This is a genomic window from Pseudomonas umsongensis (assembly GCF_012647205.1).
Classification (GTDB): Bacteria; Pseudomonadota; Gammaproteobacteria; order Pseudomonadales; family Pseudomonadaceae; genus Aquipseudomonas; species Aquipseudomonas umsongensis.
The window spans coordinates 4,236,884-4,261,427 of record NZ_CP051487.1 but is presented as its reverse complement, the minus strand read 5'-3'; the positions used below and the strand labels follow the sequence as shown (position 1 = coordinate 4,261,427).

20 protein-coding genes are annotated in these 24,544 nt (G+C 59.7%); 16 read left to right on the top strand and 4 right to left on the bottom strand.

What is annotated here, in order from left to right; all coding sequences use genetic code 11:
• Nucleotides 1-24: 24 nt before the first annotated feature.
• The gene (locus HGP31_RS19175) at nt 25-474 is read right to left on the bottom strand and encodes a hypothetical protein (protein WP_168758432.1); all 450 of its coding nucleotides are present in this window, start codon (nt 472-474) and stop codon (nt 25-27) included.
• Between the two features lie 192 nt (nt 475-666).
• Complete coding sequence (locus tag HGP31_RS19170) at nt 667-1,290, bottom strand: TetR/AcrR family transcriptional regulator (RefSeq protein WP_168758431.1); 624 nt, start codon at nt 1,288-1,290, stop codon at nt 667-669.
• A gap of 242 nt (nt 1,291-1,532) precedes the next feature.
• Here HGP31_RS19170 and HGP31_RS19165 point away from each other — a divergent pair, with 242 nt between their 5' ends.
• The 9 genes from HGP31_RS19165 to HGP31_RS19125 all read left to right on the top strand — a co-directional run bounded on the left by HGP31_RS19165 (nt 1,533) and on the right by HGP31_RS19125 (nt 12,726).
• Nucleotides 1,533-2,813: a cytochrome P450 gene (locus HGP31_RS19165; RefSeq protein WP_168758430.1), complete on the top strand. Its 1,281-nt coding sequence runs from the start codon at nt 1,533-1,535 to the stop codon at nt 2,811-2,813.
• Nucleotides 2,810-3,019 (top strand): ferredoxin, encoded by a 210-nt coding sequence (locus HGP31_RS19160; protein ID WP_168758429.1) that lies wholly within the window; start codon nt 2,810-2,812, stop codon nt 3,017-3,019. The genes HGP31_RS19165 and HGP31_RS19160 overlap by 4 nt, the downstream gene beginning before the upstream one ends.
• A gap of 60 nt (nt 3,020-3,079) precedes the next feature.
• Nucleotides 3,080-4,702, top strand: coding sequence for a GMC family oxidoreductase (locus tag HGP31_RS19155; RefSeq protein ID WP_168758428.1), 1,623 nt, complete (start codon nt 3,080-3,082; stop codon nt 4,700-4,702).
• Entirely contained in the window at nt 4,699-6,189 is a 1,491-nt protein-coding gene (locus tag HGP31_RS19150) for an aldehyde dehydrogenase family protein (protein ID WP_168758427.1), read from the top strand. Before HGP31_RS19155 ends, HGP31_RS19150 begins: the two co-directional genes overlap by 4 nt.
• A 64-nt stretch (nt 6,190-6,253) precedes the next feature.
• Nucleotides 6,254-7,921 (top strand): DUF1302 domain-containing protein, encoded by a 1,668-nt coding sequence (locus tag HGP31_RS19145; protein WP_168758426.1) that lies wholly within the window; start codon nt 6,254-6,256, stop codon nt 7,919-7,921.
• A gap of 27 nt (nt 7,922-7,948) precedes the next feature.
• Nucleotides 7,949-9,310 carry a DUF1329 domain-containing protein gene (locus HGP31_RS19140; RefSeq protein WP_168758425.1) on the top strand — a complete coding sequence of 454 codons (1,362 nt, stop codon included), beginning with the start codon at nt 7,949-7,951 and terminating at the stop codon, nt 9,308-9,310.
• 394 nt (nt 9,311-9,704) lie between these two features.
• Nucleotides 9,705-10,742, top strand: a complete 1,038-nt coding sequence (locus HGP31_RS19135; protein ID WP_168758424.1) for an amidohydrolase family protein — start codon at nt 9,705-9,707, stop codon at nt 10,740-10,742.
• Entirely contained in the window at nt 10,739-11,938 is a 1,200-nt protein-coding gene (locus HGP31_RS19130) for a phosphotransferase (protein WP_168758423.1), read from the top strand. Before HGP31_RS19135 ends, HGP31_RS19130 begins: the two co-directional genes overlap by 4 nt.
• 2 nt (nt 11,939-11,940) lie before the next feature.
• The gene (locus HGP31_RS19125; protein WP_168758422.1) at nt 11,941-12,726 is read left to right on the top strand and encodes a tyrosine-protein phosphatase; all 786 of its coding nucleotides are present in this window, start codon (nt 11,941-11,943) and stop codon (nt 12,724-12,726) included.
• Here HGP31_RS19125 and HGP31_RS19120 read toward each other — a convergent pair.
• Both HGP31_RS19120 and HGP31_RS19115 read right to left on the bottom strand, forming a co-directional pair.
• Nucleotides 12,723-13,607 (bottom strand): DMT family transporter, encoded by an 885-nt coding sequence (locus HGP31_RS19120; RefSeq protein WP_057715117.1) that lies wholly within the window; start codon nt 13,605-13,607, stop codon nt 12,723-12,725. The genes HGP31_RS19125 and HGP31_RS19120 overlap by 4 nt on opposite strands.
• A gap of 90 nt (nt 13,608-13,697) precedes the next feature.
• A complete protein-coding gene (locus HGP31_RS19115) occupies nt 13,698-14,543 on the bottom strand; it encodes an SDR family oxidoreductase (RefSeq protein ID WP_057715116.1) in 846 nt (281 codons plus the stop codon).
• Between the two features lie 421 nt (nt 14,544-14,964).
• Here HGP31_RS19115 and HGP31_RS19110 point away from each other — a divergent pair, with 421 nt between their 5' ends.
• The 7 genes from HGP31_RS19110 to HGP31_RS19080 all read left to right on the top strand — a co-directional run bounded on the left by HGP31_RS19110 (nt 14,965) and on the right by HGP31_RS19080 (nt 24,497).
• Nucleotides 14,965-16,626 (top strand): DUF1302 domain-containing protein, encoded by a 1,662-nt coding sequence (locus HGP31_RS19110; protein ID WP_020798236.1) that lies wholly within the window; start codon nt 14,965-14,967, stop codon nt 16,624-16,626.
• A 30-nt stretch (nt 16,627-16,656) separates the two neighbouring features.
• Entirely contained in the window at nt 16,657-18,015 is a 1,359-nt protein-coding gene (locus tag HGP31_RS19105) for a DUF1329 domain-containing protein (protein ID WP_020798235.1), read from the top strand.
• 95 nt (nt 18,016-18,110) lie between these two features.
• Complete coding sequence (locus HGP31_RS19100) at nt 18,111-19,241, top strand: YCF48-related protein (RefSeq protein WP_168758421.1); 1,131 nt, start codon at nt 18,111-18,113, stop codon at nt 19,239-19,241.
• A 35-nt stretch (nt 19,242-19,276) separates the two neighbouring features.
• On the top strand, nt 19,277-21,808 hold the full coding sequence (locus HGP31_RS19095) for an efflux RND transporter permease subunit (RefSeq protein WP_020798233.1): 2,532 nt from the start codon (nt 19,277-19,279) through the stop codon (nt 21,806-21,808).
• Nucleotides 21,809-21,855: 47 nt separating this feature from the next.
• Nucleotides 21,856-22,827, top strand: a complete 972-nt coding sequence (locus tag HGP31_RS19090; protein ID WP_057715112.1) for a VOC family protein — start codon at nt 21,856-21,858, stop codon at nt 22,825-22,827.
• Entirely contained in the window at nt 22,824-23,642 is an 819-nt protein-coding gene (locus HGP31_RS19085; RefSeq protein ID WP_020798231.1) for an enoyl-CoA hydratase/isomerase family protein, read from the top strand. The genes HGP31_RS19090 and HGP31_RS19085 overlap by 4 nt, the downstream gene beginning before the upstream one ends.
• Before the next feature lie 33 nt (nt 23,643-23,675).
• The gene (locus HGP31_RS19080) at nt 23,676-24,497 is read left to right on the top strand and encodes an SDR family NAD(P)-dependent oxidoreductase (RefSeq protein ID WP_020798230.1); all 822 of its coding nucleotides are present in this window, start codon (nt 23,676-23,678) and stop codon (nt 24,495-24,497) included.
• The last annotated feature ends 47 nt before the right edge of the window (nt 24,498-24,544 follow it).

The following is a 24,544-nucleotide window of genomic DNA, read 5'->3' as shown; positions in this document are numbered from 1 at the left end:
GAATTCAGGGGTGGTATCGCAATTTCAATTCGCTGCTTGCTTGATATCTCCGCAGAAAATATCGACGTTGCCATCGGCCGGCGTGGTTGTCACAACCACTGAGTAGCCGGTGGAAAACAGTTCTGACATGGCGACAGGCGCGCTTCGTGAATAGGTCCAGCCACCGATATCTGAAATACGGCTGGTGTTGATCCGGTCATTCATTGTGTAGGCAACGGGCCCGGGTTGTTTGCAGCTGCCTTTATGGATGGACGTATAGAGGTTCAAGGGACTGAGGGTTCCGCTTGGAACCCCGCCGATGATGAAGGTAAAGGCGGTCTCATTGCCCTGGTTGGCCAATGTCGTATTGGCAATCTCGCCGGTGTTCTGTGGCGTAGCAAGCAAAGGAATGGTCACTGTCTGGTTTGATGAATGCGTACAGCCGAGCATCATCACAGTGGCCATCAGAGCGGCCGATTGATTTTTCAGATTCATGATAAATCTCCTGTGCTCCAAAAAAGTAGTACGGGAGATTTTGGTATAGCTCATTGAGCACTGTCGTGTGCGGGATGCAGACAGGGGCGGTGCCATTTTGCCGGGTGTATTGGGGGCCGACTTGATCTGTCTGCCGGATCACTGTTTGACGTTCCGGCAGTTTCTGATCATGGCTTGCGCATCGTGACGCCGCTACTCCCAAGCGTTGTTGGCAGGCGGCCAGGTTCCATTGTTCATCAGGCTGTCGAAGGTCTCGGTCATTTCTTGCGCCGAGTTCGGATAGTCGTGGCGTACCCACCACAGCCACAGCCCGATCAAGGCCCCCACGAAACAGCGTACCGCTGCTTCGCCACGCATCTGTTCGAGCTGATACAGGCCCTGTTTTCGGTAGTGTTCCCGTACCTGGATGATCAGGATATTTTCCAGGTGGGCGAGAATCACGCTCTGGCCGGGACCGCTGAAAAAAGACGTCGTCAGCGCCGCATGACGTTCGGTAGCGCTGAACAGCCAGGCCGACACATCCAGCAGGACACGACGGTCGCCACCTACTTCGGTGACCTTGATCGAGGGCATGCCAATGGCTTCGTACCCGGCAACGATCAAATCTTCCTTGTCGCGAAAGTGCGCGTAGAAGGTGGAGCGGGCAACCCCCGTACTGTCCAGCAATTGCTGCACGGTGACCCCGTCGTAGCCCTTTTCCAGAGCCAGGCGATACATGTGGTCCAGCAGCAACTCCCGGGTGCGTTGAGAACGCAACGCGTGGCGTTGTCCGGAGTGGCTTTTATCGGCTGTTTGCACGCAAGCGAAGTGAGACATTCTGTACCTCGGCAGAGCTTTTTTTTATTAGTGTCTTGGCGCCGGGCGTGGGGCTGCCCGGCGGTGATCGGTCAACAGTGACAGAGAGTTTTTCATACCGGCAAGATTACTTTTAGAACATTTTCACCGAAAGTGTTAATGAATTCCTTGTGTGCCGAACAGATTCGCGGTTCTGTTCGTTGTGGCTTTTTCCCTGCGGCCTTACCGTTTCTCCAGTCCGTCAGAGACCCTGGAGAACAATAATGAACCACCCCGCTGAAACGTCTACGCCAGTTCCCGCGCATATCCCCATGTACCTGGTACGTGACTTTGATCTGTGGGCGGAACTCACCGCCCAGGGCGAAAACGCCTATGCCTGGGCGGCCGCACTGCACCAGACGACCCCGCCGATTTTCTGGATTCCGCGCCTGGGCTTCTTACCGGGAACCTGGGTACCTCGGCGCGCCGAGGACTTGCGACGCATTCTGCAAGACCCACAAACCTTCAGCAGCGTCGGCCTCACACCCTATGCGATGCTGCTCGGTGAAAGCTGGCGCCTGGCGCCACTGGAAATCGATCCGCCGGAACACGGCAAGTACCGCGCACTGCTCAACCCGCTGTTCACGCCCAAAAAGGTCGAGGCGCTGGAGCAGGACATTCGCCAATTGGCCAATCAATTGATTGACGAAGTGATCGCCCAAGGCCGCTGCGATTTCAACGAAGCGTTCGCCAAACCTTTTCCCACCTTGATTTTCCTGACCCTCATGGGCTGGCCGCTGGAAGACCGGCCGCTGTTCCAGCACTGGACCCAGACGCTGATCAAAAGCTTCGACATGCAAACGGTCACCGACAACGCGCGGGCCATTACCACCTGGATTCGCAACCACATCGCTGAGCGTCGCGCCAACCCCGGCGATGACTTCACCAGCTATTTGCTGACCAGCGAGATCGATGGCCGGCCGCTGACCGACGATGAAATGCTCGGCATCAACTTCCTGATCTTCATCGCCGGCCTGGACACCGTGACCTCCTGCCTGGGCCTGTTTTTCCGCCATTTGGCGCGCAACCCCGAGCAACAGGCGCAACTGCGGGCCAACCCTCAATTGATCGGCGACGCGGTAGAAGAACTGCTGCGCTCGTACTCCATCGTCAACATGCGCCGCACGGTCACCTGCGACGTGCAGATCGGCGAAGTCATGATGAAGAAGGGCGACATGGTGTTGATCAGCACCGAACTGGCCAACCTTGATCCTGAAGTGTTCGACGAGGCCGACAAAGTCGACTTCCAGCGTAGTGCCGGTGCATCGCCGCACATGGCGTTTTCCTATGGTGTGCACCGCTGCGTCGGCTCGCACCTGGCGCGCCGGGAACTGCGTATCGCCATGGAGCTGTGGCTGCAACGGTTGCCAGCTTTTCGCATCGCCGACAACAGCACGCCCAGGTTCAATGCCTTCGGCGTGTTCGGCATGGAAGATCTGCACTTGCAGTGGGACCTGCCTGCTGCAACAGCAAACACCTTGAGCGAAAAGGCGGCCAGCGCATGAAGGTGCTGATCAACAAACCCGGCTGCGTGGGCCATGCCCGCTGCAACAACGTTGCGCCCGCGCTCTATCCACTCGATGACAACGGCTACATCGCGAGCACTGGTTTCAGCGTACCGCAGGGGCAGGAAAGCCTCGCTCAGCGGGGTGCCCGGGCCTGTCCGGAACGGGTGATCGAGATTCGCGATACGCCCGCCGAACCCCGGTAACGGCTGCCTTGGGGCTGCGGCGTTCGAAGGTTTACAGCAACCAGCAAAAGAAGAACAACAATGAGCAAAACCTACGACTACATCATCATTGGTGCGGGGTCATCAGGCTGTGTGTTGGCCAATCGATTGTCGGCAGACTCGACCGTTTCAGTACTGCTGATCGAGAGCGGCCCGGATCACACCAGCCCATTGATCGCCATGCCCCGTGGCATCGGCAAACTGCTTAACCCAGGCAACCCTCATGTGTGGAGCTACAAGGCCAAACGCGGTGAGGGCATGAGCGACGAGCAGTGGTTAAAGGGCAAGACCATTGGCGGTTCCAGCTCGGTTAACGGCATGGTCTATGTGCGGGGTGCACCCGCCGACTACGACAACTGGGAAGCACAAGGCTGCACGGGTTGGGGCTGGAAAGACATGGGCCGGCAGTTCGTTGCCCTGGAAGACCACCAACTGGGCAAGAGCCAATGGCGCGGTGTCGGTGGCCCGCTCAAGGTCACCGTGCACCCGTCTGGCGATGCTCTGTGCGATGCGGTCATCAGCGCTGCCGGCAAGCTTGGCGTGGCGCGCGCCGAGGACACCAATCATGTCGACTCGGTCAGCCAGGGTGGCTTTGGCTACCAACCGCAAACCACCTGGAAGGGCCAGCGTTTCAGTGCCGCTAAAGCCTTCCTCGACCCGGTGCGCGCACGACCGAACCTGACGGTAATGACCGGCACCGACGTGCAACGCATCGAGTTCAGCAAACGCCGCGCCTGTGCCGTGAACGTCAGTGGCAGTGCTGCCGGCCTGGCCCGCTTCCAGGTGCGTCGCGAGGTGTTGTTGTGCGCCGGAGCCATCGAGTCGCCCAAGCTGTTGCAACTGTCCGGTATCGGTCCGGCCGGGCTGTTGAACTCTCTGGGCATCACGGTAGTGCAAGACGCACCCGAGGTGGGCCGCAACCTGCGTGAGCACGTGTACATGGCCATGCAGTATCGGGTCACCCGGGGCAGTTTCAACCATTGCTTCCATGGGGTGGGTTTGCTGGGCGCGGTGGCGCAGTACTTTCTGCGCAAGAAAGGGCCGATGACCCATGCTGCCCACGAGGCCGGCGGCTTTATCAAGACCCGCCCGGAGCTGGATCGTCCGGATGCGCAAATCGGCGTCAGCCTTTACTCCATGGACGGCGATGGCAACAAGGTCGAAATCGACAAGCACCCCGGCCTGACCATTGGCGGCTATTTCCTGCGCCCACAGAGCCAGGGAGAGGTGCGTATTCAATCGACGGATGCGTCGGTACCGCCGCGGATCAACGCCAACTACTTGAGTGCCGAGATCGATCGCACCTCGGCGATTGCCTTGTTTCGCTGGTTCCGCCGTCTCGCCGCGCAGCCGGTCCTCAAGCCGTTCATCGTCGGTGAACTGACACCGGGGCCGCAGGTGGAAAGTGACGAGCAAATTCTTGCCGCGTTCCGCCGGTATGGCCAGACCGCCTTCCACGTCTCCGGCACCTGCCGCATGGGGGGCGATAGCGCCTCAGTACTCGACCCTCAACTGCGCGTACGTGGCGTCGAGGGCCTTCGAGTGGTCGACACCTCGGTGATGCCGTGCCTGGTTTCCGGCAACACCAACGCTCCGGCCATGGCCATTGCCATGCGCGCCGCTGAACTTATCACCGGTAAGATCTCAGGAGCTCCAGCACCATGAGTGTTCCCTTTACCCAGTTGGACAAGCTGTACATCGATGGCGCGTGGGTGGGTGTCGACGGCCCGCGCGAAGCCGTGCTCAACCCGGCCACTGAAGCTGTGATTGGTCATGCGCCGACAGGTGATCTGCACAGCGCCGATGCTGCCATTACCGCTGCACGTAACGCTTTTGACAACGGCCCCTGGCCGTGGCTGAGCATGACCGAGCGTGCCGGTTATCTGCGGCGCATGCATGCCGCGCTGGTGGCAAAGCGTGAGCAGATCGCTGCGTTGATCATCGCTGAGGTTGGTTGCTCGCAAGGCGTGACCTACGCCATGCAGGTGGATATGCCACTCGGCCATGTACTGACCGCTATCGAACAGTCGCTGCACAGCGACAGCGTTCAGATTCCGGTGCAGGCCAATCCCAATCCATTCAACCCGACGGGGCCGATGATTCTCGGCAGCGGCACAGTGGAACGTGAGGCCATTGGCGTGGTGGCCGGTATCACGGGCTACAACTTTCCGTTTCTGCTGAACCTGGCCAAGGTATTTCCGGCCTTGCTGGCCGGCAACACCCTGGTGCTCAAACCTTCGCCATTTACCCCGTACTCGGCATTGCTGTTCGGTCAGATCGCCGAAGAGGTTGGCTTGCCCAAGGGCGTGCTCAACATTGTCACCGGCGGTATTGATGTCGGCAGCCTGTTGAGCAGCGATCCACGGGTGGACATGGTGTCGTTCACAGGTTCCGAAGCGGTGGGGGTCAGCATCATGAGCCAGGCGGCGCCGACCCTGAAGCGCGTGCACCTGGAACTGGGTGGGAAATCGGCCTTGATCGTACGTGCCGACGCCGACATTCAGGCCACCGCCCTGGGCGCCGTCGCCGGTCTGGCGGTCAACGCGGGGCAGGGTTGTGCGTTGCTGACGCGCTTTGTGGTGCACCACTCGGTTCGCGAGCAATTTGTGCAATGCGCCAAGGCGATTGCAGGGCAATGGAAAGTCGGCGATCCGGCGGACCCGAGCGTGATGATGGGCCCGCTGATTCGGGCGTCGCAGCGCGCCAAGGTCGAGCATTTCATTGCCAGCGGCCGCGATGCCGGGGCCACGCTGGTGTGTGGCGGAGGGCGACCTGCACATCTGCGCCAGGGCTTCTTTAGCGACATCACCCTGTTTGATGACGTGCGCAACGACATGCTCATCGCCCAGGAGGAAATCTTCGGGCCGGTGGGGGTGGTGATCGGCTTCGACAGCGACGACGAGGCCGTGGCCATCGCCAACGATTCGCGCTTTGGCCTCAATGGCGCGGTGGCCTCGGCAGATGCAGCAACGGCCTACGCCCTGGCCCGGCGCATTCGTGCTGGCAGCGTGTACCTCAATGGCGGCAGCGGCAGCCTGCCCTATGCACCGATCGGAGGCTTCAAGCGATCAGGCCTGGGCCGCGAGTTCGGACCCAACTGGCTCAAAGAGTTCACCCAGGAAAAATCCATCATCTACCCCATCGGGCACTAGCCAGAGCGTCCTGCAACCGGGACGCAGACGGAACGACTGACAATAAAAACAAAAGGTGGTTTGCATGAAACACATGAGTAAAAAGGGGCGCATGCGAGCCCAGCGGACGATGGTACTGCTGGCAGTGGGGGAATTGGCGTTCGGCTACGGTGGAACGGCGATGGCGGTGCCCATCGAACTGACCAACCCGGACTTTCATCTGCGTTGGGATAATACCGCGCGCTACACCCTGGGGATGCGTACGGAAGGGCAGGACCGGCGCATCATGAACAACCCCAACTACGATGAATCGGACGGTAAGTTCGACAAGAACGACATCGTCACCAACCGTCTCGACCTGCTGACTGAAGTCGACTTTTCCTACAAAAAGGATTGGGGCGCGCGACTCAGTGCCGCCGGCTGGTATGACCAGGCGTATCACAACGATGATGTGCACAGTAACGTCCCTGGCTTCCAGACCAGCTACTACAACGACCGCTACAGCTCGGAAGTGAAACGCTACGTCGAAGGTCCGTCGGGGGAAATACTCGACGCCTTTGTCTGGAAGAACCTGCGCCTGGGCGATGCCACAGTCAACGTCAAGGTCGGCCGCCATACCAACTATTGGGGGGAGGGCTTGCTGTTTGGTGCCCATGCGATTTCCTACTCGCAAGCGCCGCTCGATGGTGCCAAGGCGGTGACCAGTCCGGGTATCGAAACCAAGGAAGTGTTCTTGCCCATCGGGCAGATATCCGCCAAGGCCCAGGCTACCGACAACCTGACCCTGGCCGCGCAGTATTTCTATGAGTGGGACTACACCCGCATTCCGTACGGCGGTACCTACTTCGGTGCGGCGGACCCGTTTTTCGAAGGCCCGGATCGCTTGCCGGTAGCGCCAGGTTTCTCCCTGAACCGGGAGAGATCCAAGTACGGCCGTGACTCGGCCAACTGGGGGGTAATGGCCAAGTACGATGTCGAGGCGATTCAATCGACGTTGGGAGCGTACTATCGCCAGTTCGATGACTACCAACCCTGGCTGGCGCCAGAAGTCTCGGCCGCCACCGCAAGTTATCGCCTGGTGTACCCACGGGGCGTCAAACTCGTCGGCCTGAGTCTTTCCACAGTGCTCGACACCGTGTCGGTAGGCAGCGAGATCTCTTATCGTCAGAGCGGTGCGTTGAACGCGGTGGGCGTCGATCCCACTGACAACGAAGGGCCACGTGGCGATACCTACCACTTTGTCGTCAACGCCGTGTACGGCGTGCCACGCAACTTTATCTCCAAGAACGCCACGCTGGTGGGCGAGTTCGCCTATAGCCATCTGCGCAAAGTGACCGAGCACGAAGAACTTTACCTGGGTGAGAACAGCCCTAACTGTGTCGATCCTCGTGTGGGCACGCCAGGTTCAGGGGATAAGAGCGACGGCTGTTCGACCCGCGACTATGCCGCCATTGCCGTCAACTACACGCCGCAGTACCTGTCGATATTCCCGTCCTGGGACATGTCCGTACCGCTGACCGTCAATTATGGCTTGTCAGGGAACGCTGCCAGCGCCGGCGGCGGTAACGAAGGCGCACTGACCTGGTCTGCCGGTGTGCAAATGACCTATGCGCAGCGTTACGAATTCGGCCTGCGTTACTCCGACACCGATGCCCAGTCCAAGAACATTCCCGGTGACACCGTCGGTGGTAACGGCGCCGTGGGCGGAACTGACCGAGGCTGGCTGGCCTTTACCTTCAAAACCTCCATCTAAATACGCCAAGAATCGGAGTACCTGTTTATGAAAGGACAATTTGCATGGGCAGTGGCGCTGTTGAGCATCGCCACCTGCAGTCAGGCTGCGGCACCAGCCGACCAGGTTGCGCAAATCGGTAAAACCCTGACGCCGTTTGGCGCGATTATCGCGGGTAATGCTGATGGAAGCATTCCCCCATACACCGGTGGCCTGAGACAGAGCCCGCCCGACTTCAAGCCAGACAGCGGGTTCTGGGCCGACCCGTTCAAGGATGAAAAACCGCTGTTGCGTATCAACGCCAAAAACATGGAGCAATTCGCCGACCGGTTGAGCGGCGGGCAAAAAATGCTGCTCAACAAATTCCCCGACTACTACCTGGATGTCTACCCGAGCCACCGCACCGCGGCGTACCCGCAAGCGATACTCGACGCCTCCACGCGCAACGCGAGCAATTGCCACACCACCAAGGACAGTCTGGCCGTCGACCCGGCATGCCGTGGTGGATTGCCGTTCCCGCTACCGCAGAACGGCAACGAGGTCATCTGGAACCAGGTACTGCGCTACAAGGGCACGGGGTACACCACCACTGCGTCGTCCAACAGTTGGGTGGTGGATTCCCGGGGTTCGGTGACCAAGACCGCGGAGTCCGCCACCATGGAGGAGGCCCCGTACTACCAGGTCCAACAGGCTGATCGAGATCCGCAGTTGTACTACCGCGCCTGGGCGGCGGACAGCTACCCGGCTCGTAGCGCCGGGCAACTGATCATCCTCGCCGACTACCTCGACCCGCAAGTCCAGCCGCGCCGCGCGTGGAGCTACACCCCAGGCATGCGCCGCATCAAGCTGGCACCGGAATTCTCCTATGACACGCCGGTACCCAACCAGGGCGGGGTGAATCTGTTCGACGAGTTGCAGATGTTCTCCGGAAGCCAGGACCGCTTCGATTACAAGCTGGTCGGCCGCAAGGAAATGTACATTCCCTACAACGCCTACAAATTCTACTTCAGCTGCGGTCAGGAAGAGCAATTCCAGCCACACCACGCCAATCCGGCCTGCGAGCGCTGGGAGCTGCACCGGGTGTGGGTAGTGGAAGCGACACTGAAACCGGGCAAACGCCACGTCTACAGCAAGCGCACCTATTACCTTGACGAAGACACCTTTGGTGCCGGTTTGTATGACGCCTGGGACCAGGGCGGGGTGCTGTACCGCGCGCTGTTCCAGAGCGGCGTTCAGTTGTACGACAAAAACCTTCCGTACACAGTGAAAAACGTCAGTTATGACTTCAACAAGGGCATGTGGTCGTTGCTCAACGACGGCCTCAAGGGCGGCTACCGGGTACACGACGCACCGCTGTCGGAGCGCGACATGAAACCTGAATCGATTGTTTCCCAGGAAACGCAACGCTGATTGCATCGAATGGACACGCATTTGCGGCCTGAGAGGGCCGCTTTTTTTTGCTGGTTTCTTTTGGCGTACATATCCATTTGTTGCGGCCTGACAGTCGACCCCTGTAGGAGCGAGCCTGCTCGCGATGGACGTCAACGATAACGCGCCCTGTCTGGGTGAACGCATTGTCTGGACCTCCATCGCGAGCATGCTCGCTCCTACAGGTGCTTCCAATCCGCCAAGGCCAGTTCCACACAAGGTACACCCCAAAAACCTTCTCTAACTCCAATAATAAATGAACACATATCAAAAAAGTGTCTATATTATTGGCGGTGCAGTTATCCCTCAAACCGGTTCGAACGCCCTGTCAAATGAGGCGTTCGGACTGCTGGCTTATTACAACAAGGAGAACGCCATGCTGATTGATGTCCACGCCCACTTGCTCACTGAGGGCATGCTGAACCGCCACGAGTTCTGGGGGCCGTTCATGAAGGTGCAGGGGCTGACCGTGGGGCATTTTTCCCTCGGTACCAAGCAACCGGCCAAAGCCGCTACTGACGCCGAGGCGCAGGCCAACCTCCTCGCGCGCATGACACACGCCAGCCGGCGCAAGTTGATGGCCGAACGGGGTGTCGACAAATTGGTGATGTCCACGCCGTCCCACTGTTTCATGTATTGGGCAGGTGATTTCGCCAATGAATACGCGCGCCTGTGCAACGACGAGCTGTCGGCATTTTGCCGGGCCGATCCCGACCACTTCGATTTCTGGTGCCACGCCAACCTGGCGGACCCACTGAACGCAGCCAAGGAAATCGAACGCGCCGTGACTCAGTTAGGGGCCAAGGGCGTGTGCGTAGGCGGGGCCAATTTCAATGGCCTGGAAGCTCACGATGAGCGCCTGTTCCCTGTTTGGGAAAAGCTCGTACAGCTGGATGTGCCGATCATGGTGCACGGCTTCAACCAGTCGATCTACTGGGGCGAAAAACACACCGACGACAAGTTCGAAACCACCTCGATCGTGGGTGATTGCGTCGATGAAACGTTGTTCTTCTGGTACCTGATCTGCGGCGGCGCACTGGATGTTTTCCCGACCCTGAAAACCTACATCACCCATGCCGGTGGCATGGCGGTTTTCCAGTTGGGGCGCTTGAGCGAGCTCAATCGGGCGATGGCACCTGACTCGCGCAACCAGCGACCGTTGATGGATTACATGCAGAATTTCTATTTCGACCTCGACGTGCATGCCCCAGGCCTGCGCCGTGGCGTCGCCGAGGTGGTTGGGGCGGAGCGTCTGTTGTACGGCACCAACTTTGGTGGTGCCTATGACCATGGCGATCTGACCGAGGGGCTGGGCCTGTCCACTACAGATCGCGAGCGAATTCGCAGCGGTAACGCAATCGAACTGCTCAAGCTCAAGGTTCCGGCCAACGCTGGCCGGGTGCTGACGCCGTGACGGACAGCCTGCTGGACATGGCCGCCGGGCGGCCATACCCGCAGCGCAGCGGGCGATTGCCTCGGCAACTGAGTGAGATCTCCCCAGCCTGGCTCACGCAGCTATTGCAGCCGCGTTATCCAGGCATCGAGGTCCTGGCGTTGACCCCGGTGGAGATCCGTAACGGGCACACCACCAAATTGCGCGCCAGGCTTGAGTTGAACGAGGTCGGACAGCGCGCGGGTATTCCTGCGCATGTGTGCCTGAAGTCAAACTGGTCCGAAGGTTTCGAGAGCGGCGATATCTGTGAGCTGGAAGCGCGCCTGTATCATCTGGCGCGCGGCTGGACCGATGCGCCATTGCCAAGCACCTTTTTCACCGACTGGGACGCCGATGGTGGCGGTCGAGGCGTGGTGATGATGGAAGACCTCGGCCTGGCTGCCGGGCAATTTGGTCATAGCACCGATCACCTTGGCGTGGACGGTGTTGCTCAGGGGCTCGAGTCACTGGCGACGGTGCATGCTGCTACCTGGAACAGTCCGCAGTTGCAGGAGCAGCGCTGGTTGCCGGTGTCGATGGCCAACCCGGTGGACAGCGACGGTCTGCTGCGCATGTACAACTACATCAAGGTCAATCTGCGTAAACCCGAGTACCAGCAGCTGCTGCCGAAATGGATGTACGAGTCACCGGAGTTGTTTAGCCATGCCTTCGATGAATTGGCGGCTTTTGAACTGGAGCAGACTTCACCCTGTTGTTTGATCCATGGTGACTCCCATCAGGGTAATAGTTTCTTGCGCAGTGACGGTCAACGTATCTGGCTGGATTGGCAACTGGCCCGACGTGGCCGGCCATGGCGCGATGTCGCCTATTTCATGCTCGGCGCGTTGACCGTGGAGGAGCGCCGCGCCGAAGCGCTGCGTTTGCTGCGTGTTTACCGTGAAAAACTGATTAGCCTGGGAGCCGAAGGCGTGCTGGGTCAGGACGCGGCGTGGGAACAAGTACGGCGTTGGCCGGTCTGGGGGATGCAGACCTGGATGTCGAACATGGATGATTGGGGGCAGGCCGGACTGCCAATGGTGGAGCGTTTTTTCGCCGCCGCAGAAGATTTTGATACTGTGCGCTTGTTAACCCACGGCCGTAAGCCACGCCGCACACCGATATTGGGGCAGGGCGCAAGGCCGTTGACGCAAGCGTATCAACATTTATTGGAGAGTTGAGCGTGGTCAACCAGGAAGATTTGCGTCTGCAAGGCGCGGATAACTTTCGCAGCTTGAAAGGCATTCCCTCCCATTGTGGTCGCCGCATTGGCGGCGATGTTCTTTTGCGCGCAGACCAGTTGCATGGGCTGACTGCTGAAGACTGGCAGACACTTCAGCGCCTGGGGTTGCAGACCGTCTGCGATTTACGCAGCGCGGGTGAGCGTGAACGTTACCCGAATCGCTTGCCCGACAGCACAATCCAGGAGTTGCACCTGGAGGTCATAGGCGATGTCCGGGCCGATCCACGCCTTGCCCTCATGCTGGCGAATAATCCGGTGGCGGAGGGTGCACGGGGCATGATGCTGGAAGTTTATCGGCGGCTACCGGGAATGTTGGCGCCCCGGTTGCCGGCACTGTTCGAGTTGTTTTCTGCAAGCAAGGGCGCGGTGCTGATTCACTGCACGGCGGGCAAGGACCGCACCGGCGTGGCGGTCATGCTGCTGTTGCACGCCCTCGGCGTCGCGCCGGAACACATCATGACTGACTATTTGCGTTCGGCGCGGCGTTTCAGTCAGTTGAGTGTCGAGCGTCAGCAGACGATGAGTCATGCGGTGAGCCGTATGGTTGGCCAGGAGGTCAGCGAAGCGGCGCTCGATGCGGTAGTGGATGCCCGGCCTGAATATCTGAATGCCGCTTATGCGGTGATCGAGGCCGAGTATGGCGGCCTGGATCGCTATCTGCAGCGTTTCAGTGGCTTGAGCACCGCACGCTTGCAGACGTTGCGAGATACCTTGCTGGTCGCCTAGGTCGCAGCCCGGGCCAAAACCCGGGCGGGTTTCCATTGTGCCAATCCAATCCCCAGCAAAATCAACCCGCCGCCCACCGCGTGGTACAGGTGCAATGTTTCCCCTAACAGCACAATCGCCAACACCGCGGTAAACAAAGGCACCAGGTTCATCAGCACGGCGGTTTTTTCTGCGCCGAGGGTTTGCAGGCCGCGCATCCATAATCCGGGTGCCAGCGCTGAGGCGAACAGGCCAGCGAATAACACCAGTGGGATGTTCTTTGCCGTCAGGGCTATCGACGGTGCCAGCACGAAAGGCGGCACCAGCAGCAGGGTGCCGCAGATAATTTGCACGTACAGGCTTTCCCAGGTCGGCAGGGGAATCTGCCAGCGCTTCACCAACACGCAATACAGCGCGTACGACAGCGACGCCGCCAACATCATCAACTCACCTTGCCCAACCCCGTGCTGCCAGAGTGAAGACAAGTCGCCTGCTGCCAGCAACCAGGCCAGTCCGGCAAACGAAACCAGGGCGCCGACCAGTAACGTCGTGGTCGGCCGGGTATTGAGCACCGGGAAGGCCAGGAGCACGGTGAGCAGCGGCATGGTCGCCAGAATCAGGCCCATCGACGTGGCGCTGACGGTGTGTGCCGCAAAATACGCCAGCGACTGGTACAGCGACATGCCGAGCAATCCCAGCAGCCACAGCTTGGCCAAATAAGGGCGAATCTGACGGCGCAAGCGCCATACCCTGGGCAACAACACCGGTGACAACACCAGCAGCGCCGTCAGCCAGCGATAGAAGGAAATGGCTGCGGGGTCGATCACCCCGACCGACAGACGGTTGACCACCGTACTGGCGGCCCAGATCAGCGTGGCAAGGACGGGTAGCAGCAGATTCATCAGGGTGCGCCAACGTTGAGGGTGCGCCGGGCGCACCGGGACCCAGGCCGCTTTCGCGGCGATCAGTGAATGCCGGACTGCGTGTGCGCGTTATTCGCTGGCAGCGTTACGCGCGGCAATGGCAGCGGCAAAGTCGCGCTTGAGCGTCGGGAAGTAAGCAATCTGCCCACCCATGCCGCCGGCTATGTCGATCGAGGCAGCGCTGATGAAGCTGGCATATTCGCTGGCCAGGAACAGCGCCATGCCGGCAACGTCTTCAGGCTTGCCGTAGCGTCCGAGCGGCACGACTTTCATCACCATGGCGTCGAACTCCTCGCGACTCACGCCCGGCCCCATCTCTTTGTAATGACGGTCCCACTGGCCGGTATCGATCCAGCCCATGTTCAGGCTGTTGACCAGGATATTGTCCTTGGGCAGGGACATGCCCAGCGAGCGGGAGAGGGCGATGCACGACGCGCGGTTGATCACCGAAGGAATGCCGTCTGGCGTCGGAATTGCGCCGGCCAGGGCGTTGATTTCGATGATTCGCCCCCAACGCTGTTCACGCATGAACGGCACCACGGCCTGGACGAAACGAAAATGCCCCATCTGCAGGATGTTGGCATGTTCGAGAATGGCCTCCGGCGTCAGCGTATCGAGATTACCGCCACGTCCTTGACCCGCATTGTTGACCAGCACATCGACACCGCCCCAGGCGTGTGCAACTTCGGCGACGAAAGCCTTGACTCCCTCACTGTCGGTCACGTCAACCGCTCGGGCAATGACCGCCTGGGCGTGTTCCGCGAGCTGCGCACCGACCTCGCGGACGGCTGCCTCACTGCGGGCGCAGATCGCTACCCGTGCCCCTTCAGCCGCGAAAGCCCGGGCGATGGCCAGGCCGATGCCCCGGGAAGCGCCCGTGATAATCACGCGCTTTGCACTCAAATCAATGTTCATGCTGGCTCCTGTTGTTTTTTTTCTGCCGGTTCATTTGCGGGTTTTCCTGCCGAACGCCCCGTATTCAGGGGGTGTGCCCGGGCTATTGAAAGCCCAAAGAGGTCAATCGTCAAAGATTATTTGAACGTTTATGTGTTTTGTGTGCAGTATTGTCCCTGACGACGCCGTTGGCTGAAATAGGTAGCCAAGGAATCGAGGTTGAAATTCTGAATAGAGAACTGCAATCTTTATGTGGAATTTTCCATTGTGATCCGTTACGGTGGCTTTCAGCTGAAGAGGAACGTGGTCCTGGATGCGTGCCAGGCCTCTCGAGCGGACTGTCCAGGCGGGACATGCATCGATCCTGTGGGGTTTCGCAGATCGCTGGAATGACTGTTTGAACGCACTTAACGTCAGAAAATAAAAATAAAAGGTAGTGTGTATGAAAGAGAAGACCAAACAGGGTCGGCGGGTGCTGACTCAAGGTGCTCTGACACTGTTGATGGTTGGCAGTGCACAGGGTTTGATGGCGGCCTCGTTCGACATGTCGAACCCAGACTACCGCGTGCGTTGGGACAATACGGTCCGTTACAACCTGGGGATGCGGACCGACAGTCAAGACAGCCACATCATGAATACGCCGAACTACGACGAGTCGGACGGCAAGTTCGATAGAAACGAGATCGTGACAAATCGTCTCGATCTGTTTAGTGAGTTCGATTTTTCCTATCTCAACGATTGGGGTGCTCGTCTCAGTGCTGCCGGCTGGTATGACCAGGCCTACGATGACGACAAAGTCCACAGCAACATTCCAGGGTTCGCGACCAGCTACCACAACAACAAGTACAGCGGTGAAGTGGACCGCTACATGAACGGTCCTTCGGGCGAAATTCTCGATGCGTTCCTCTGGAAAAACTTCAACGTCGGCGAAATACCGGTCAACGTGAAAGCCGGTCGCCACACCAACTACTGGGGTGAGGGCCTGCTCATCGGCGCGCATGCCGTGTCTTATTCCCAGGCGCCAAGTGATGGCGTGAAAGCCTCGACCAGTCCTGGTATCGAAACCAAGGAAGTGTTCCTGCCAGTCGGGCAAATATCGGCCAAGGCGCAACTCACCGACCATCTCTCTGTTGCCGCTCAGTATTTCTACGAATGGGAACCGACTCGCATACCTTACGGGGGCACGTACTTTGGTGGTGCCGACCCATTGTTCGAAGGCCCGGACCAGCTACCGTTGGCCGCCAACGGCTCGACCCTGCAACGTCAGGATTCGAAATTCGGGCGTGATGGCAAGAACTGGGGCGTGATGGGCAAACTCAACGTCGAAGAAATCGAATCGACCTTCGGCGCCTACTACCGTCAGTTCGACGATTACCAGCCTTGGCTGGCCCCGGAAATCAAGGCAGCAGCGGGCTCCTATCGGGTGATTTACCCACGTGGCGTGAAGCTCGCGGGCCTCAGCTTCGCCCGGGTCTTCAACACTGTGGCGGTCGGTACCGAATTGTCCTATCGGATGAACGGCGCATTGAATGCCACCGGCGTCAGTGCCCTGGACGATGAAGGTCCTCGCGGTGACACCATCCACTTCATTGCCAACGCTGTTTACGGCGTGCCGCGTAACTTTATTTCGAACAACGGCACGCTGGTTGGTGAATTCGCGTACAGCCATCTGGATCGGGTGACCGAGCACGAAGAGTTGTACAAAGGGGTTGGCGAGAATGCTTGTACCGATGCCAGAAACCCTCGCAGCCCCGGCTCCGGCGATGAGTCCGATGGTTGCTCGTCGAAGAACTACTACGCAGTTGCCGTCAACTACACGCCACAGTACATTCAGGTCCTGCCTTCCTGGGACCTGGATGTCCCAATGACTGTCAACTACGGCCTGCATGGCAACGCCCCGACTGCCGGTGGCGGTAACGAAGGCGCGCTGTCCTACTCAGTCGGCCTGAAGGCCACTTATGCCCAACTCTATGAGTTCGGCTTGCGTTACGCAGACACCAAGGCCCAACCCAAGCATCTGGCCAACGGCACTGTAGCCGGTAACGGTCCGGTCGGTGGTACCGACCGCGGCTGGCTGGCATTTACCTTCAAGACCTCCTTCTGATAAATCCAACAAGAATCGGAGAATGTGTTCATGAAACGACAACTTGCCTTATCCATTGCCCTGATGAGCATGGCGACCTACACCCTGGCGGCAGGCGGTGACGCTTCCGAACTGGGCAAAAGCCTCACCCCGTTCGGGGCGATCAAGGCGGGTAACGCCGAGGGCACCATCCCTGCCTATGACGGTGGCCTGACCAAGGCACCGGCCGGCTTCGTACCCGACAGCGGGTTCTGGGTCGATCCGTTCAAGGATGAAAAACCACTATTTCGTATCGATGCCAAAAACGTCGACAAGTACGCGGACAAGCTCAGTGAAGGGCAAAAAACCCTCATCAAGAAGTACCCGACGTATTACATCGACATTTATCCAAGCCACCGTACGACCGCCTATCCCCAGGCCGTGCTGGATGCCACCGTCCGCAACGCCAGCAGTTGCACGATTCAGAAAGACGGCCTGGCGGTCGATCCGTCCTGCCGTGGCGGCTTGCCGTTCCCGATCCCGAAGACCGGCAACGAAGTGATGTGGAACCAGCAGGTGCGCTACAAGATCGGCACCGGTTACTCAACCACTTCCTCTTCGAACAGCTGGGTGGTGGACGCCAATGGCTCGATCACTAAGACCGCTGAGCAAGCGACCTTCGAAGAGACACCGTACTACCAGGTCTCCCAGGCCGATCGTGATTCACTGATGTATGCCCGAGTGTTCTCGCGCAATGACTATCCGGCGCGCCGCTCCGGTGAAGTCGTGGTGCTCACCGACTTCCTCGACCCACAGGCCAAGGCTCGTCGTTCCTTCAGCTACTCCCCGGGTCAGCGTCGCGTCAAGCTGGCGCCAGAGTTCGCCTTCGATACGCCTGTGGCCAGTCAGGGCGGTGTGACACTGTTCGATGAGCTGCAAATGTTCTCCGGCAGCCAGGATCGGTTCGACTACAAACTGGTCGGCAAAAAAGAGATGTACATTCCGTACAACGCCTACAAGTTCTACTTCGGTACCAAGCAGGAAGATCAGTTCATGCCGCACCACGCCAACCCGGCCAACGAGCGTTGGGAGCTGCATCGGGTGTGGGTCGTGGAGGCGACGTTGAAGCCGGGCATGCGCCACGTCTACAGCAAACGTACCTATTACCTGGATGAAGACACCTTCGGTGTAGGCCTGTATGACGCCTGGGACAAGAGCGGCGCGTTGTATCGCTCGATCTTCCTCAGTGGCGTACAGCTCTACGACAAGAACATTCCCTACAACGTGAAAAACGTCGTTTATGACTTCAACAAAGGCATGTACGCGTTGCTCAACGATGGGCTCAAAGGTGGTTACAAGTTCTATGACAAACCGCTCAGCGAGCGCGACATGAACCCTGAAGCCATCGTAGCCCGGGTCACTCAACGCTGATGTGAGTCGCCTGTCCTGCCCGTCGGTTTGCGCATCAAGCCTGGCGGGTAGAACAGGTGGGTTCTGCCATGCGGGATGGTTAAGGAATAAAAATAATGATTAGCCCTTGCCCTGCTTCTGTTCTTTTTTCCAAGTCGCGCCTACTGCTTGCGGTTGCGTTGACCGTAGGTGTCAGTTCGTTGGTGGCGATGCCTGCTTATTGCGCGGCTGCGCCTTCCACCGATACGCTGGACGTACCGGCGCAACGGGTGGACGAGCGGAAGCCCGCACCCTTGTTGTCGGTCGCCAGGGCTGGCGATGCGATGATCAGCGTCGGTCTCCACGGATTGATCCAGCGCTCCACCGACGCGGGACGAACCTGGCAGCAGGTCGACAGTCCGGTGTCCAGCGATCTGGTGCAAGTGCGGTTTCGCGATGAGCGAAATGGCTGGATCGTCGGTCACGATGCCCTGGTGCTGCACACCACTGATGGCGGTCACAGCTGGCAAGTGCAGCTCGACGGGCGCCGCCTGTTAACACTGCTTAATGCCTACTACGGTCCGCGGTCCGAAAAAGGCGACGAATCCGCGGCCCTGGTAGTCAGGGAAGTGGCAATGGCCGCCGGTACCTCGGCGACCCCGGGCGTATTGGCCGCACCCTTTCTGGATGTGATGTTCGATGAACAAGGCAACGGCTTTGCCGTGGGTGCCTTCGGGCTGTTGTTGCACAGCACTGACAACGGCCAGAACTGGGAGCCGTGGATCGAGCGCAGTGACAATGAGCGGCGCATGCACCTGTATGGCCTGGCTCAGCAAGCGGGCACTTTCTATATCAGCGGCGAACAGGGGCTGTTGATGCGCCTGGATCGTCAGCAACAACGTTTCGTGAAAATCGAAACGCCCTACACCGGCACCTACTTCGGCGTCCGCGCCTACGATCATTTGCTGCTGGCTTACGGGCTGCGCGGCAATCTGTTCGCCAGCCGCGATGACGGGCAGCAATGGCAGGCCGTGGAAACCAACCTCAATAGCAGTCTGGTCAGCATCGTCGAGCAGGGCAACGCCTTGATCGTCGTGAGCCAGGGCGGGCAACTGGTCAGCGTTGATCGCCAGAGTTTGCAAGTCACGCCGCTGGCGGATGCGCGAATGGGTGAGGTTTATGCAGCCAGTGCCACCAACCAGGCTGGGAGCCTGGTTGTCACGCGCTTTAGCGGCGCCAAGGTCATCGATATCGCCCAGGCCAACTGACGCCGTCGGCACGATTCCCCTACGAGAAAGAAAAAATGGTCGAGCAAAAATTCAACAGCGGGATGCCAGTGATTGCCAACCTGGAGGACTTTGACAAGAGCTCCGGAGGCTGGTTTGAACGGGTGATTTTCCGGCATCGCATGTTGGTCGTCATTGCCTGCTTGCTCGCCACCGTGGTGTTGGGCTTCTTTGCTACACGGCTGCAAGTGAATGCCAGTTTCGAGAAAATGATCCCCAGCTCCAGCCCCTACATCAAGAATTACCTGGCCTATAAAGACCAGCTTCCGGGGTTGGGTAACAGCATTCGCGTGGTGGTCGAAAACAAGACCGGTGATATCTACGACGCCGACTACTTGCTGGCGCTGCAGAAGGTCAACGACACCCTGTACCTCATCCCGGGTATCGACCGTTCCTGGATGAAGTCGCTGTGGATGCCCATCGTCCGCTGGAAAGAAGTGACGGAGGAGGGCATCGATGGCGGTGCGGTGATGCCTTCGGATTACGACGGCAGCGACAAGTCGATCAAGGCCCTGCGCCGCAACATCATGCGCGCCGGCATTGTCGGCAACCTGGTGGCCAACGACAGCCAGTCGAGCATGATTGTCGCGCCGCTGCTCGATACCAATCCGCAGACCGGTAAACCACTGGACTACGGGGATTTCTCCAAGCAACTGGAAGCACAGATTCGCTCACTGGAAAGCGACAAGGTCGGCATCCACATCGTCGGCTTCAGCAAGCTGGTCGGCGACCTGATCGACGGCCTGTATTCGGTGATGCTGTTCTTTGGCGCTTCCGTGGTGATCGCCGGGCTGTTCGTCTATTTCTACACCCGTTGCCTGCGCAGCACTTTGTTGCTGGTAAGCGTGGCAGTGGCGGGCGTGGTGTGGCTGCTGGGCTTGATGCAAATCCTCGGCTACGAGCTGGACCCGTACTCGATCCTGGTGCCGTTCCTGATTTTTGCCATCGGCATTTCCCATGGCACGCAGAAGATGAACGGCATCCTTCAGGACATTGGCCGTGGCACCCATAAATACATTGCCGCGCGCTATACCTTCCGCCGTTTGTTCCTCACGGGCCTTACCGCACTGCTGACCAATATCGTTGGTTTTGCCGTGCTGGTGATCATCGATATTCCGGTGATCCGCGACCTGGCACTGACCACCAGCATCGGTGTCGCCGTGCTGATTTTCACCAAGTTGCTGCTGATTCCGGTGGCGCTGTCGTACCTCGGTGTCAGTAAAAAAGCCGCGCGTATCGCCATCGCCAAAGACCAGGCCGGCGCAGAAAACAAAGGTTTCCTAGGGCGTCTGTGGAGCGGCCTCGACCGCTTCACCGAACGGCCGATGGCCACCGCGGTGATCGCCGTGTCGCTGCTGGTGACCCTGGCGGGCAGTGTGGTGATGATGCACCTCAAGGTCGGTGACCTGGACCCCGGTGCACCGGAGCTGCGTGCGGATTCGCGCTACAACCGCGATAACGCCTACATCACCAGCCATTACGGGCTTTCCAGTGACCAGTTCGTGGTCATCATGAAGACCAACGAAGACAGCTGCCGCCTGTACCAGTCGCTGCAAAGCATGGACAAGCTGGCCTGGCGCCTGCGTCAGACACCAGGTGTACAAACCACCCAGTCGCTGGCCGAAACCGTACGGATGATCAGCTCCGGCATGGCCGAAGGCAGCCCGAAATGGCTGAGCATCAGCCGTGACCAGGCGATCACCAACTCGGCGGTGGATGCAGCGATGATTTCCGCCCCGGGGATCACCAACCAGCAGTGCTCGGTGACCCCGATGATTGCTTATCTGGCCGACCACAAGGCCGACACCCTGAGCCGGGTGTTGCAGGTCTCAGAAGAATTCGCCAAGGAAAACAACAGTGTCGTCGGCGCTGAACAGCCGGTGGAATTCCTCCTGGCCGCGGGCAATGCCGGCATCGAGGCCGCCACCAATATCGAAGTCGAGAAGGGCATCATCACCATGTACCTGGCGGTGTATGGCGCCACGGCGTTGCTCTGCCTGCTGACCTTCCGCAGCTGGCGCGCAACCTTGGTGGCGCTGATTCCGCTGCTGATGACCACGATTATCTGCAAGGCACTGATGGTCTGGCTGGGCATCGGCCTCAAGGTGGCCACCTTGCCGGTGATCGCCGTGGGGGTCGGTGTCGGTGTGGACTACGCGCTGTATCTGCTCAGTGTGCAACTGGCGGTGCAGGAGCGTGGTGGCAGCCTGGCGGTGGCTTATCGCCGCTCGCTGGACTTCACCGGCCGTGTGGTTGCACTGGTGGGCCTGACCATGGCCGCCGGGGTGATTACCTGGGCCTGGTCGCCGATCAAGTTCCAGGCCGACATGGGCATTCTGCTGACCTTCATGTTCCTGTGGAACATGCTCGGTGCACTGGTGTTGATCCCGGCCCTGTCGCATTACCTGCTCAATCCCAAGGGCAACTCCAAGGCCGGAGTGACCCTGGACCTCGAAGACGCCCGCGCGCAGCAGGAACCGCGTAAGCCCGCAGCCGGCGCACCGACCCACTCATTGACTGAGCTCGCCTTACCCCGGCGTGCCCGCTGACTAATAGCCGGGCACAGGCCCAGGCTGGCAATTGCAAGGAGAGAAGTATGTTCGAGTTACTGATGAGTGCCGACATGATGGTTCCGGACCCGGACGGCATGACGGAAATGTTGGTCGACAAGCTCGGGATCTACAAGCACGAACGCTGGCGCCAGGCGTTCGACAATCACCCGTACATCGCGCATTTTCTGCGGGTACACAAATCCCTGGCGGTGTCGCCAACACGCATCGAACCGCAGTGGCACCTGGATCGACCGAACCCCGGCGATCCGCTGTTCCATGACTTTCTGGAAAGCCTGAAAGATTTCCAGGGGCATCATCGGCCGATGATCACTCACTCCATCGTGCTGGCCCTGCACGGGGACAAGTTCGACGCACTGGTGGACAAACTGATGCGCCGGCGCTTGCCGTTCCGCATGGCACAGCGCACCCCGGAAATGCCGTTCGACCGCCTGTGGCTCGGTGCGACTCCCGAGCAGCCGTACTACCAGCCATCCGTGGACGGTGGCCTTTGCATTGAAATCATGCCGACCGAGCCATTGCAGATGCCGCCGGAAACCTACCAGTTGCCACCGGTGCAACCACGCGATCTCAAACCCGGCGACATGGTACGCGTGACGGCCCGTGGCTTCCTGGTCCGTGACCTCGACGAAACCCTGCGCAAGGTGTCGACCAACCTCGACTGGGAACCGAGCGGGCCGGTGGAGAACATCCGCAGCGAAGGCTACCGCCGTGCGCGCATGGGGTTCACCGTGCCTAACAGTGCAACCCTCGATGTACTCGAGGCGACCTACTGGAACACCGACGCCGGCCACTACGTCAACAACTGGGGCCCGGGGCCGTACTACATCCGTATCGGCGTCAACGACCTGGCCGCCAAGGCCGAAGATCTGCGCGCACGCGGCACGCGGTTCCAGTGGATCGAATCCTCGGAGGCCGTTGGCGGTCGTCCATTGATCAAGATCGATCCACAAGAACTCAATGGTCAGGTCTTCGAGTTCGAGGAGTGCCCTGCATGAGCACAGCGCAAAATCCGCAACTCCCCGTGCTGATCAACGAGGCTGTGCGCCTGGAGCGCGATGCCATGGTGGGCTGGGTGGTACTGACCCGTCCCCGACAGATCAACGCCATCAACGACGAGATCCGCCAGGGCGTACCGCAGGCACTGGCGTTGTTGCAGCAGGATCCGGACATTCGCGTGATCGTGATTCGCGGGGAAGGCGAACGGGGCTTTTGTGCGGGCGCCGATATCAAGGAACGCCGCGGCCCAGAGTCCAGCTTGCAAGTTCGCCAGCGCATGGAAAACGTACGCTGGATCGAAACCCTGGACGGCATCACCAAACCGGTGATCGCCGCCATTCATGGCTACTGCATGGGTGGCGGGCTGGAATTGGTGCTGGCGTGTGACATCCGTTTCGCCGCTCCCGATGCCGTGTTCGCCCTGCCAGAAACCGGTCTGGGGCTGATCCCCGGTGGCGGCGGCACGCAACGACTCTCCCGAGTGGTGGCACCGGGTCAGGCACTGGACATGTTGCTCACCGGTGACAGGGTGGGCGCCGAGCAGGCGCAGCGCATTGGTCTGGTCAGTCGACTGGCCAGTGACAGTGCCAACCTTGTGCAAGAAGTGCGGGCTTTTGCCCAGCGCATCGCCAGCAAACCACCCACCGCGTCGGCCTTTGTCAAACAGGCTGCGCGGGCGGCACTGGAAATGGATCTCAAGCGTGGCCTGGACCTGGAGCTTGATCTGTTCGCCTTGTTGGCCCCGACCAAGGACGCCCGCGAAGCGGCCCAGGCCTTCAGCGAACGGCGCGAACCGCGTTTTACCGGCGAATAAAGCGCCACTCCCTAAAACAAAAAGGATAAGGGCATGAGTACAGGAAAACTGGCAGGACGAGTGGCCATTATTACCGGCTCCGGTGGCGGCCTGGGCGCCGAATGCGCACGGGTACTGGCATCCCATGGCGCGAGTATTGCCGTAATCGATATCAATTTCGAGGGGGCGACAGCCGTTGCCCAATCGTTGGTCGCCGAGGGCCATCAGGCTTTGGCGATTGCCACCGATGTGTCCTCGGAAGACGACGTGCGGGCAATGGTTGCCCAGGTGAAAGAGCGTTTTGGCCGTATCGACATCTTGCACAACAACGCGGCGATCCTGAATGCCGAGCAACGCCAGCTGGACCGTGATTTCGTCAACCTCGACATGCAGGCCTGGGACCGCGCCATCGCGGTCAACCTGCGTGGCGCCGTGCTGTGCACCAAGCATGTGATTCCGGTCATGCTGGAGAACGGCAAGGGCTCGATCATCTTCGCCACCTCGGGTCTGGGCATGCAGGGCGATATGTCCCTGACCGGCTACGCCACTTCCAAGGCGGGGCTGATGATGCTGCCACGCATGGTGGCCTCGCAGTACGGCAAGCAAGGCATTCGCGGCAATGCCGTGCAGATCGGCCTGGCGCCTTCGGAACACGCCATGCCTGAACCCTTGCTCGACATCCTGCGCGACAACCACTGCACCGCCGAGCTGGGTACACCTCGGCAGATCGCCGATGTGGTGGCGTTCCTGGCCAGTGACGAATCCTCCTTCGTCACGGGTACCACTCTGGTCGCCGACGGTGGTTTCAGCAGCCACACGCCATCCCTGGTTGCGATGCGCGCGTTGTTCGCGCAGATGGGTCGCACCGGCATGTAACCTTTGCCTCGGTGCACCGTCCGGTGCGCTGGGGTTGTACTTCGCCA